1 protein-coding gene is annotated in these 300 nt (G+C 47.3%); it reads left to right on the top strand.

All coding sequences use genetic code 11. From position 1 onward, the window contains the following. On the top strand, window positions 1-300 hold a 300-nt coding region (locus RMT89_RS42140), incomplete at both ends, for a hypothetical protein (protein ID WP_315889045.1).

The following is a 300-nucleotide window of genomic DNA, read 5'->3' as shown; positions in this document are numbered from 1 at the left end:
ATGAAACAATCATTGCTGAACGCAATCAACGAAATGCAGACGCCGGTTTCCAAAGGTGGCAAAATGCGCGTTGACACGGGGTTTCTGCGTGCGTCCGGTCAAGCTTCGTTAAATGGCGTCCCGAATGGACCTAGCATGAAACCGAAAGACGCAACAAAAGGTCAATATGACGACGGAAGCCGGAAATATCCAGAAATAGAAGCGACAATCGGACAAATGCAATTCGGTTCAACGCTGTTCTTTGGGTGGACGGCAAATTATGCGAACTATCGTGAAGCGTACAACGGTTTTGCATATTCA

The sequence above is a fragment of the Streptomyces sp. P17 genome, assembly GCF_032436805.1.
Lineage (GTDB): Bacteria > Actinomycetota > Actinomycetes > Streptomycetales > Streptomycetaceae > Streptomyces.
The sequence above is the reverse complement of the archived record's forward strand: the minus strand, read 5'-3'. Positions and strand labels throughout refer to the sequence as shown.